The organism is Mycobacterium sp. UM_CSW (genome assembly GCF_000455205.1).
GTDB lineage: Bacteria > Actinomycetota > Actinomycetes > Mycobacteriales > Mycobacteriaceae > Mycobacterium.
Window position 1 is genome coordinate 1 of the sequence record NZ_AUWQ01000153.1, and the last position, 10,861, is coordinate 10,861.

The 10,861-nt window shown below is 67.0% G+C and carries 9 protein-coding genes and 2 pseudogenes; 4 read left to right on the top strand and 7 right to left on the bottom strand.

What is annotated here, in order from left to right:
• Positions 1–418: 418 nt before the first annotated feature.
• From N415_RS33090 to N415_RS29960, 6 genes and pseudogenes are all read right to left on the bottom strand, one after another.
• Positions 419–901: pseudogene (locus N415_RS33090) on the bottom strand (PPE family protein); the annotation flags it as partial.
• A 139-nt stretch (positions 902–1,040) separates the two neighbouring features.
• The gene (locus N415_RS29940) at positions 1,041–2,636 is read right to left on the bottom strand and encodes a PE family protein (RefSeq protein WP_068189816.1); all 1,596 of its coding nucleotides are present in this window, start codon (positions 2,634–2,636) and stop codon (positions 1,041–1,043) included.
• Positions 2,637–2,879: 243 nt separating this feature from the next.
• Complete coding sequence (locus tag N415_RS29945; RefSeq protein WP_068189837.1) at positions 2,880–3,509, bottom strand: class I SAM-dependent methyltransferase; 630 nt, start codon at positions 3,507–3,509, stop codon at positions 2,880–2,882.
• Positions 3,506–4,075 carry a DUF4389 domain-containing protein gene (locus N415_RS29950; RefSeq protein ID WP_068189840.1) on the bottom strand — a complete coding sequence of 190 codons (570 nt, stop codon included), beginning with the start codon at positions 4,073–4,075 and terminating at the stop codon, positions 3,506–3,508. The genes N415_RS29945 and N415_RS29950 overlap by 4 nt, the downstream gene beginning before the upstream one ends.
• Before the next feature lie 41 nt (positions 4,076–4,116).
• Positions 4,117–5,322 (bottom strand): FAD-dependent monooxygenase, encoded by a 1,206-nt coding sequence (locus N415_RS29955; RefSeq protein WP_068189819.1) that lies wholly within the window; start codon positions 5,320–5,322, stop codon positions 4,117–4,119.
• Between the two features lie 45 nt (positions 5,323–5,367).
• Positions 5,368–6,252 carry an SDR family NAD(P)-dependent oxidoreductase gene (locus N415_RS29960; RefSeq protein ID WP_068189822.1) on the bottom strand — a complete coding sequence of 295 codons (885 nt, stop codon included), beginning with the start codon at positions 6,250–6,252 and terminating at the stop codon, positions 5,368–5,370.
• A gap of 557 nt (positions 6,253–6,809) precedes the next feature.
• Here N415_RS29960 and N415_RS29965 point away from each other — a divergent pair.
• The 3 genes from N415_RS29965 to N415_RS29975 all read left to right on the top strand — a co-directional run bounded on the left by N415_RS29965 (position 6,810) and on the right by N415_RS29975 (position 8,857).
• Positions 6,810–7,619: a SigB/SigF/SigG family RNA polymerase sigma factor gene (locus N415_RS29965; protein ID WP_068189826.1), complete on the top strand. Its 810-nt coding sequence runs from the start codon at positions 6,810–6,812 to the stop codon at positions 7,617–7,619.
• Positions 7,620–7,735: 116 nt separating this feature from the next.
• The gene (locus N415_RS29970; RefSeq protein WP_068189829.1) at positions 7,736–8,362 is read left to right on the top strand and encodes a hypothetical protein; all 627 of its coding nucleotides are present in this window, start codon (positions 7,736–7,738) and stop codon (positions 8,360–8,362) included.
• A gap of 3 nt (positions 8,363–8,365) precedes the next feature.
• Entirely contained in the window at positions 8,366–8,857 is a 492-nt protein-coding gene (locus N415_RS29975; protein ID WP_068189831.1) for a DUF2231 domain-containing protein, read from the top strand.
• A gap of 15 nt (positions 8,858–8,872) precedes the next feature.
• Here N415_RS29975 and N415_RS29980 read toward each other — a convergent pair.
• A pseudogene (locus tag N415_RS29980) lies at positions 8,873–9,985 on the bottom strand (sulfite oxidase); the annotation flags it as partial.
• Between the two features lie 122 nt (positions 9,986–10,107).
• On the opposite strand from N415_RS29980, the gene N415_RS29985 reads away from it, so the two are divergent.
• Positions 10,108–10,861 (top strand): LysR family transcriptional regulator (locus N415_RS29985; protein ID WP_068189834.1); only part of this gene is annotated, 754 nt, incomplete at its 3' end.

Below are 10,861 nucleotides of genomic sequence, written 5' to 3' on the forward strand. Positions count from 1 at the left end.
GACGGCAATCTCGGCGCGGGTACTCCCCTCCGGTACCTGCGGACGCTCAGAGGCCGAGCGGAAGCAGCGCGGTAAACAGCGGGGCTATGGGATCCGTGATGGGAAGGGCGAACGAACCGTTCAGGAACGGGGCCACCGGACTCTGGAACGTCAGGATCGTCTGCCCGACCGCACCCATGCCCGTTGTCGGCTCAGCCCCGGAGGTCGCCGAAGCCGTGAAGAGCGGGCTCGCGAAATTAGCCGCAACAAAGTGGTTGTCGTCAGGGTCGGCAATCGCCGTGGCCGTCAACAGCCCGCCGAAATTGGTGGTTTGGCTCATGAAATCGGGATCGCCGGCGACCGGGTTGGTGACCGGGCTGAGGCCCAGCGCCGACGCGAGCTGGGTGGCGAGGTTATGCAACGGCGCCAGCGCCGCGCCGGCGGCCGAGGCGCCGGAGTGATAGCCGACCATCGCGGCCACGTCCTGGGCCCACATCTGTTCGTACTCGGCCTCGGCGGCCGCGATCGCGGGCGCGTTCTGCCCGAACAGATTCGACATCACCAACTGCACGAACCCGTTCCGGTTGGCCGTGACCTGCAACGGATGGACCGTGGCCGCGAGGGCCGACTCGAACGCTCCGGCCACCGCGCGGGCCTGCCCGGCCGCGCCCGTCGCCTGGCTCGCCGCCGCGCTCAACCACCGGGTGTAGGGGGCCGCCGCGGCCGTCATCGCCGCCGCCGCCGGACCTTGCCACGCCTGCTGGGTCAGGCCCGACGTGACCGACGAAAACGACGACGCCGCCGACCCCAACTCGGAGGCCAAACCATCCCAGGCCGCTGCCGCTTCCAGCATCGGACCGGAACCCGCGCCCGAGAACATTCGCGCCGAATTGATTTCCGGTGGCAATACCGAGAAATTCATGACCACAGTCCCTTCCCTGAGGGCCGCGACGATCGTGCCGGCGCAGTCATCACCGACAACACGCAGCGTGTAGAACGACACGAAATAGGGACAGGATTAGTTCAATGCCGCTCCGGACACGGCATCCGGGTTGGACGACCTAAGCGGCGGGCGTAATCGCCAGCGCGAGCTGCTCGGGCGCGAAGACCAGCAGGGCGGTAGCGAGCCCACTGGTTGGCGTGCCCAGGACGAGAACGTCCAGCGGGAGTTGGGTGTTGTTGATGAGAGCCGCGGCGACGTTGCTCGCCGAGACCGCCAAACCGGTACCCGTCGCGGTTCCGGTTATCACGCCCGTTATCGGGGTTTCCGGCACGAGAATTCCATCAAGCGGGATGTCGAAGTCAGCGTTGCCGTTCGTGAACGACAGGGTCCCTAAAAGGACGCTGTTGCCGAGGTTTGTGCTGAAGGTTGGCAGTGGAATTGAGAGCGCCAAGTTCGTTTGCCCATTGAGGAAGGCGTCGGTGACGACGGCCGGGGCGTCGACGAGCGTGCCGACCGCGCCGGTCAGGTTGCCGGTTTGCAACTCGCCGACGAATTGCGATGCGGTTGCCGACACTGCGCCGACTGCGTTGACCGGCGCGCCCACAGCGTCGATGAGAAGCGCCGCCGGCAGCCCGATGTCCGTCGTAAGCGTGGCACTAAGACCGCCCGTCCCGAGCCCGAGTAACGCGGTCGCGTTGACGGACGTGTTCGTGAGCGTATCGACCACGTTGGTGAAGTTCTGCGAGACCTGTGCCGGGATGGAGCCGGGTGGCAGCAGGTTGGTGAAGCTCTGAGCCATCATGCCCGGAATGGTGAGGATCGGTAACAGGTCTCCCAGACTGCCCGCTGGGGTAACGGTGATGGCGATCCCTGGGGGGACAAGGGGATCGCCGGTTTCAGTGGTGTTCACGCCAGTGAAGAACAGACTCAGGAAGCCCTGCGCAATGTCGCTCACGGCGCCGTTGACGTTCCCCGCCAGCAGGGCCTGCACGGCGGATTGGAAGGCCGCCGGCAATTGCTCGAGGCCGATGACAAAGTCGCGGGCCGCGTTCTGCAGGGACGTCGCGATGATCTGGGCGTAGGCCAATTGGTTCGCGATGATCTGCTGCACGAGAGGGGCCGGGTCGAAGGCCAGTAGCGCCTGAATGGCCGCCTGGATGTTCGCCGGCAGGCTCGCCAAAACGGCGGGAAGATTCTGGAGCACGTGTTCGACGGCTGCGGCGATCGTCTGCGCGTAGCCGATCTGATTGATGAGGAATTGGCGCAAGAACGGCGCCGGGTTGGCGGCTATGGCGCCCCCGAGGATTTGCAAGTTCGCGCCCGTGTGGGCGAACAGCGTTTCGTAGGGGCCGGCAATCGACGAAAACCCAGTGCCCGCGGCCGGCGCCAGCGCACGAACACCACCCTGCAACGCGGCCTCCAACTGCGAAACGGTGGCGGCCTCGGTGCTCGCATACGCGCCGGCACTGGCGCCCAGCACCTTCGAGAATTCTTGATTAAACGCCGCTGCCTGCGCACTCAACGCCTGAAACGCCCTCCCGTGCGAGGCAAATACGGCCGTAACCGCCGCCGACACCTCATCACCCGCCGCGGGCAGCAATGCGGTCGTCGAGGCCACCGCTGCCGAGCTGGCCGCGCTGATCGTCGACCCGATGTTTTCCAGATCCGTCGCCGCTGCTGTCATGATGTCCGGCGCCGCGATTGCAAATGACATGTCCTGCCCCAGTCGCCCGATGCTGCAGATTAATCACCTGATGGCGTCAGGTGACATCGCTCGATGGGCCACCACCGTTAGGGGCACACTCCCGGACGCCGCGCGGCTCACCGGGCTTAATTCAGGGAGCCTACAACTCGATGAGCTAGCTGACAGACGAATGAGCAACCAATTCGCGACAGGCTGGTGGACTCGACCGCGGCTCTGGGGAAAGTTCGGCTATTCCAACCACTTCCGCGAATTTCAAGCGTTGCCCTCGATTGCGGTGGCGAAGCCCTGCAGATGCGGTTTGCACGGGAACGGCACTGGAGTTCGGATGCTGCGCAGCCCAGAGGTATCGAAGCCGGCCGCGGCGATGGCATCCACGGTGCGGCGGTTCGGATGGCAGCCGGCGGCAAACCACGACCATGGCCCCGCGACCAGATCCTGCAACCGGCCCGTCGCCCCCTCTCCGCGGACATGCTCGAGCACCACCAACCTGCCCCGCGGGACCAGCACCCGCCGGATCTCCCCTAGCGTGGCCGCCACGTCGTCGACCGAACACAGCACCAGCCCGATGTGTACCGAATCAAAGCTGTTGTCCGGGAAGGGAATCGACTCGCCGGTGCCGTCCACGATGTCGATGGCAACACCGTGGCGATCGGCGACCCGCGACGCCATCCGCCGGAACGCGGCCACCGGCTCCACCGCGGCGACCGACGTCACCGCGGGCGGCACGAACTTCAGATCGGTCCCCGGTCCCAGGCCGACCATCAGCAACCGGCCGGTCGCGTGGGCGATCGCCGCTCGACGATATCGGTTGTAGAAGAGCCGGTCGAAAATCGGCTGACCAAACCGATATATGTATGGGAATAAAGGATTTTCGCGCGTTATCTGCCACCTAGATCCAGCCGGAACGGCGGGTATTCGTCCCTCATCAACGATACATACGCCGCCACCCGGTAGCGCCACCGAACGATCCCCATGAGCAGATCGAACATGCCGGGATTGATGGACCCGACGCACAGCAGCCAGGCCGCGTTGATGACGCAAAGCACCTGCAGCAGCGGCTCCATCGCCCAGCACAGCACTATCTGCGGGAGGCCCAGCAGCCACCACTTCACCAGCACCGCCCCATTGGCAAGGCGCTCCGGGTAGTCGACCACCAGGTCACCGGGATAGTCGGGCCGCGGCGCCAGGGTGAAGGGCGGATACTTGTCGGTGCTGTTCATCGGGAAGCGGTAGTTCATGACCCGCCACGACCAGCGCAGCACCCCGACGTTGAAATCGAATATCGGGCGGGGATAGCGCCCGGTGAACAGGATCGCCACGCCGGCAACGATCGTCAGCAGCGGATACACCAGATAAAGAAGGATCAATATCGGGTAGTGCGGGACGGCCAGCACACACCATTTGACGAGCCAGAGCCAGCGTGAGGGCGACTCCAGATCCCCGCGCACCCGCACCGGACCGTCGGTGCCGCGCACCGTCGCCGGCCCGTTCACCGGCGGGCCGCCGCGATCGGCATCGCCGTCCCAAGGCGGCGATCGATCGCCGCCGACAGCCGGCGGTGACTCGTGCACCGCAGAAACGAGGTCAACATCCAAGTGTGTACCCGGTCGGGGATCATCGTCGCCGGCCACAACACCGACTCGCCGTGGGCCACCTGTAGCGATGCGACCCGGGACACGGCGCGGACGCGTCGACGCCGGGCTTTCTCGTACCGGCGCAGGGCCGCGGAAATGTCGGCGTTCCCCCTCTCACGGACATGCGCTAGCTCCCTGCACAACACCATGGTGTCGAGCAGCGCCTGATTGGTCCCCTGCGCGAGGGTGGGCGGCATGGTGTGGGCGGCGTCGCCGAGCAGCGTCACCGGACCGGCGCCCAGCGGGCGAAGCGTCGGGTGCCGAAAGTGCGGGTACGGCGAACCCGCCAGGTCCTCATCCGTGAGTCTGCGCAAGACAAGGTCGACGGTGTCGGACCACCCGGAAAAATTCGACCGGATCAGGTCGATCGGACGGCGGGGCCTGACGAAATCGCGGGACCAGGGCAGGTCGAACCACCACTGGACACGGCAACCTCCGGCCGGCCATACCCCGGTGTTGCCGCGCTCGCCGATGACGATCAGCGCCACACGCTTGTCGACGATGCCGGGAAGGGTGACGAGTCCCTGCCAGCTGCACCAGCCCGTCGGTTCGGCGGCGGGGGCGCCGACGACGCTCCGCACGACGGAGTGCAGGCCGTCGGCCCCGATGACCAGGTCGCCTCGGGCCACGCTGCCGTCTTCGAATTCGACGCGGACGCCATCGGGGTTCGTCACGACCCGCGCCGCGCGGGAGTTGCATCGGATGCGATCGGTCGGGAAGCCGTCCAACAGCCGCTCCACCAGCACGCGGCGCGGAACCATCCGCACGGGTGCGCCCAGGTGGTCCACCATCGCGTTCACGTCCAGGCTCGCCAGCTGGCGTCCCCGAGAGCTCAGCACCCGCACCCGGGAGAGCAGCTGACCGGCGCCGTCCATGTCGACGCCCAGCTGCCGCAGTACCGCCTCGCCGTGAGACCAGGTAGTCACCGCGCCGCCTCCGGCGCTCGTGTCTTTGCGCTGGTCGAAGACCGCGACGTCGTGGCCGTCTCGCAGCAGCCCGCGCGCAACCGAGATCCCGCTCACGCCGGCGCCGATGACAAGTATCCGAAGCGGGCCCGTCACTTCATTGGATACGTGCCCGCGCGCCCCTCGGTTCAACGAACCCGGTCACTTCGGCGCCGGCCTGCCGACCATCTCGTGTAGTTCCTCGAGCGACCATGGTTCGGCGTCGTGGTGATCCCGGTAGGCAAGCATGCGCGGCGTCGGCCGGTCGAATCTGCCCACGAATCCGCCCGCGGCCACGAAGATCTGGCCCGTCACACCACGCGACAAGTCGCTGACGAGATAGGCATAGAGCGGGGCGACGAACGCGGCCGGGGCGCTGTCGAGTGAGGCTCGCATGGTCATCTCGTCGAGCAATCCGCGACGGTGCAGGTCCGCGATGTGCTCTTCGTACTGGGTACCGGTGGACAACCGCGTCCGGGCGCCGGGGCACACCACGTTGGCCCGCACGCCGTGTTGTTTCAGTTCCGCCGCGATGGCCATCGTCAGCGCGTTGACGGCACCCTTGCCCGCCGGGTAACCCGTGCCCCCATAGTCGCCGAGAAACGCCACCGAGCCGGTGTTGACGATCGATCCGTGCCCCTGCGCCGCCAGCACGCGGGCCGCGACCCGGCACGTGTGAAACGCCGTGCCCAGGTGCCCGCTGATCAGGCGGTCGAATTCCGCCGGCGAAATGTTCAGGATCGACGAGCCCGGTGGCTCCGCGATGCCGGCGCAGTTGATCAGCGCGTCCAGCCGGCCGTACGTGCTCACGCACGCGTCGACGAGCGCGCTCGCGGTGCGTTCGTCGTCCGCGGCCCCGGTTACCGGCGTGACTCGTCCCCCGGCGTCCGATATCGCCGCGGCGGTCTCCGCCACGGCGTCGGCGTCGCGCCCGTTGACCACCACGCCGGCGCCCAGATGGCACAGCAGTTCGGTCACCGCGCGTCCGATGCCGCGACTGCCGCCCGACACCACCACGCCGCGCCCGTCCAGCAGGTGATCACCCATCGGCGCGCGCTTCGAAATGGCCTGTGCGCGCGGTCTTCTCGATGGCCAGCGGAACCTCCTGCGTGGGAGTCGCAAACATGTGCCGAACAGTACCGAGGCAGTCCGAGAATGAGAAGCCCGTAACTGAGGCGCCTCTTGGCTATCCCGCCGCTTTTGCCCGCGTCCCACCACCCAGCGACATGGCGTCTCGCCGAGCCGGTCAGCGAACTTCAAAAGCTGACCCACCATTCGCTCTTCGCTCCGCTGAGCCGAGCGATCGCGGGTGGGCCGGATGGGGCGTATAGTCGGCTGTGAAGTCCGTTCTGGACAGGTCGCCGTTTAGCTAAAAGCGGTTAGTCAGCCGCACTGCTGCTGAGCATGGCGTGGCTCCGGCGAAAACACTCCGGTCACCCCTCGTTGTTGCTTCGTGCGCTGATCACCGACTTCTCCGGCGGATACAGGTGTAGCGGAGGCGACTGTGCGCATATCCTGCGATGCCGCGCTGCACACGACCCAGAAAGTGGGCCAATAATGCAAATCCCTTCCTCCGCAAATCTTTTCGCGACACGTTCTAGCCGATGACCGGCGTAGCGACGCCCGCACGACCTATTCGACCAGCCAGAACCCAAACGGACGACTCCTACGACGACGTTGTCGAGATGTTCATGGTGCTGCGCCGGTTGCCGGCGGAATCCCACGAGTACGGCCGGCAGCGCGAACGCATCGTCGCTCGATGCCTACCGCTGGCGGACCACGTGGCCAGCCACTTCGCCCGGCGCGGAGAAGGTCTCGACGACCTGACTCAGGTCGCGCGTCTCGGGCTGATGAACGCAATCAACCGCTTCGACCCGGACAAGGGGCCCAGTTTCATCGGTTTTGCGGTTCCCACCATGATGGGTGAGGTTCGGCGCTACTTCCGCGACTACAGCTGGGGCATGCGGGTGCCACGCCGCCTGCGTGAACTGCATGTCCAAATCAGCCGCACCACTAGCGATTTGGCGCAGAAGCTGGGTCGAGCACCCACCGCCGGTGAGCTGTCTGCCGTGCTGGAGGTCCCGCGCGAGGAAATCATTGAATGCCTGGTCGCCGGCGATGCCTACCGGCTCGACTCACTGGACGCACCCCTCGGCGCCGACGGCTCCGGCAAGCCTCGCCTGGTCGCCGATGCGGTCGGCGACGTCGATCCGCAAATCGAGCACATCACGAACCGCGAAGCCATGCGTGCCATCGTGGGCGCGCTCCCCGAGCGGGAACGTCAGGTGCTGCACATGCGGTTCTTCGAGTCGATGACCCAAAGCCAAATCGCTGAGCGGATCGGCGTGTCGCAGATGCAAGTCTCTCGCATCCTGGCCCATACCCTGCGCTGCCTGCGCGACCAGCTGGAGTAGGTCGCTGGCTACCGGCGCGGCCCGGCGGGACCTTCGGTGACGCCTGGCGATGTACTGTGCGATTCGGGAACGGGTCGACTGTGTCGCCAGAATCAGCCTGGAAGGAGCGCGATGCGATGAGGGTTTCTCGGACGTCTCGGACCGCAGTCGCCGGCGTTGCGCTGGCCACGGCGCTGACGGTGGCGGTGGCGGGCTGCGGCAACAAGTCGGGAACTGCCACGTCATCGACGTCGAAGCCAGGCTCGTCCGGCCCGGCGTCGAGCAGCGGCAGCTCGGCGCCCGCGGCGCCGGCAACCGACTACACGGGGCTGCTGATCAAGGCGACCGATATCAACGCGCCGATCCAGTTCAACGCCGGCCCCCCGACCAACAACCCGAACGGCCAGCCCGGCGCCGCCATAACCTTCAGCACCGACGACAACAGCCACGTCATCAAAGACACCATCCAGGTGCTCGCGGACCCCGGCGCCGCCACGAACGCCCTGAACGCGGCCAAGGGCGCGCAGGGCAACAACATCAAGAACCCGAGCACGCAACCGTTCAACGTTGGAACCGGCGGAACGACCGTGTCCGGCAACGCGCCGGACAACTCCAAGGGCGTCTTGGTACTGATGTTCACCGAGGGCAAGGCCTTCGTCACGCTCGAATTCGACGGGCCGGTCGACTCGCTCCCGCCGCAGGACTTCGTCACCGACGTGGCCCAGAAGCAAGACGACGCCGTGAAGAAGGGGCTTGGCGGCTGACGTATGGACGTCGTCAACGGCCTGCCCGCGCATGCCCTATGGCTGCATCTGGTGGTGGTGCTCGTGCCGCTGACCGCCGTGCTCGAAATCGTGTGCGGCCTGTGGCCACCGGCCCGGCGGGGCCAGCTGATGTGGCTCACGCTGGCGCTGGCTACCGCGACGATGGTGATCACGCCCATCACCGTCAACGCCGGGGAATGGCTCTATGACCTGAGGAAGAAGCCCAGCCCCATCCTCCAGGAGCATGCCGAGCGGGGCAGCACCATGGTCTATTTCGCCGCCGCCATGCTGGTGGTCGCCGTCGGGCTCGTGGTGCTGCGCGTGGTCGAACGCCGATTAGCCAAACGCCGGGTCATCGCGCATCTCATTGTCGCGATAATCGTTCTCGCCGTGAGTATCTCGTCGACGATTCAGGTGTACCGCACGGGCGATGCGGGTGCCCAATCGGTCTGGGGCGGCGAGATAGCGCGGCTGAAAAAATCCAACGGGACTTAGCCGCGAGCCCGACAGCACTGTCAGCGCCACGCGCGCCCACGCGTTGTTGGCGTATCCGCGGGGGTTCCACAGCGACGCCGCCGACTCCGGCTGCGCGGCGCCGGTGTCGTCCCAGGCGCGTGCGGTGATGCGCAGCGGGCCGGGAGCGGCGTCGATGACCAGCGACCACGGCCGCCACGACCACTTGCTGGGCGCGCGATGCAGGTGGGCTTGCCGCCAGGTGAGTCCGTCATCGAGGGACACGTCGACGCGTTCGACGCTGCGGCCGTCGCCGGCGATTGCGTAGCCGCGGATGGTCAACGGGCCCCGAGACACGCGGTCGCCGTCCGTGGGATCGAGAATGTCGCAGTTCAGCGCCAACGACGACAGCGCAATGCCCTCGCCCGCGGCCGCGGCGTCGGGGTCGGCGTCCGGGGGCAGGATGCGGTAGTCGTGCGCCTGGAAGTAGTTGTCCGACGGACCGTATTGCACGGTGACGGCGGTGACCCATTTGACGCTGCGAGCCCCGACGTATCCGGGCACCACCACCCGGACCGGACCGCCGTGGGCGCGTGGTAGCGGTTCGGAGTTCATCTGCCACGCGAGCAGAACCTCCGACGACGTGGCCTTAGCCAGGGGGATCGAGCCGCCGTAGCGCTGGGCGGGGCGCGCTTCCCGGGCGACGTCCGGGGCTTGGAACGCCACGTGCAGCCCATCGTCCTGGCGCGCCCCGGCGGCCGCGAGGACGTCCGCCAGCCGGACACCGCGCCATTCGGCCGTCGAGATCGCGCCGTGCGCCCACGGATCCTTGCCCGGTATCGGCCGCACCTGCAGCAGCTCGGCGCGCCGATTGCCCGCGCACGCCAGGGTGGCCACCACATCGTGCTGGTCGAATTCGGTCGTGAGCTGCTCATACGTCACGGTGAGGGGGCTTTCCACCAGCCCGTTGACCGCCAGCCGCCACTGCTGCGGCGCGATATCGGGAAACTCGCCGTGGTTGCGGGCATAGAACGCGTCAACCGGCGTGATGTCACTGGCAGCCAGTATCGCGGGCGGCGGTTCGGCGTTATATGGCAGGCGTCCGCGCACGATCATGTCGTCGCGCTTGCCCCACAACGGTGTGGCCGGGGCGATGGCGCTCGTCGTCATGTAAGCAATCGTTCCCGAGTCGAGCAGCCGCGGCCAGGGGGATGAATTTTGTGGGGTCACAAGCTTTACTTGTGACAGGCACACATCTCACAAAGCCGCCTTGTGCCCGCCGGAGGATCGTCATGCCGCTCAGCACCCACATGCCCGACCTGTCCGCATTCGAGATTTTCACGGCGATCGCCCGGACCGGCAGCCTGGCCGCCGCGGGCCGGGAATTCGGGCTGACGCAGCAGGCCATTTCGGCGCGGCTGGCATCGATCGAGGCGCAAACCGGCATCGCGCTGGTCGTGCGCACCCCGCGCGGTTCGCGACTGACGCCCGCCGGAGTCGTCGTCGCCCAGTGGGCGGATCGGCTGCTCGACGTCGCCCAATACGTCGACGCGGGGTTGGCATCACTGCGATCGGAAAGGCGCAGGCGTGTCAAAGTGGCGGCCAGCCTGACAATCGCCGAACAGCTCATGCCGCGCTGGCTGGTATCGCTGCAGGTCGCGGCGAGCAGGTTGGGTGCCACGCCGCCCGAAGTCATCATGACCGCGACCAACAGCGACCAGGTGATCGCCGCCGTGAGCGACGGGAAGGTCGATCTCGGATTCATCGAAACCCCGCACGCGCCAAAGGGATTGCGCACCCGGGTGGTCGGCCACGACGACCTGGTGTTGATCGTTGCCGCCGATCACAAGTGGGCGCAACGGCAGCGACCGATCAGCGCGGCGGAACTAAGTAGCACACCGCTGGTGACCCGCGAACCGGGATCCGGGACACGTGATTCGTTGACCGCGGCGCTGCGCCACGCCTTGGGCGACTCCACACGGCAGGCGGACCCGGTCCTCGAGCTGTCCTCCGCCGCCGCGGTGCGCGCCGCCGTCGCGGCGGGCG

Coding starts and splice junctions, on each gene's coding strand:
- N415_RS29970 (WP_068189829.1), top strand. CDS start 7,736: ATGAGGGTTTCTCGGACGTCTCGGACCGCAGTCGCCGGCGTTGCGCTG.
- N415_RS29975 (WP_068189831.1), top strand. CDS start 8,366: ATGGACGTCGTCAACGGCCTGCCCGCGCATGCCCTATGGCTGCATCTG.
- N415_RS29965 (WP_068189826.1), top strand. CDS start 6,810: ATGACCGGCGTAGCGACGCCCGCACGACCTATTCGACCAGCCAGAACC.
- N415_RS29960 (WP_068189822.1), bottom strand. CDS start 6,252: ATGGGTGATCACCTGCTGGACGGGCGCGGCGTGGTGGTGTCGGGCGGC.
- N415_RS29940 (WP_068189816.1), bottom strand. CDS start 2,636: ATGTCATTTGCAATCGCGGCGCCGGACATCATGACAGCAGCGGCGACG.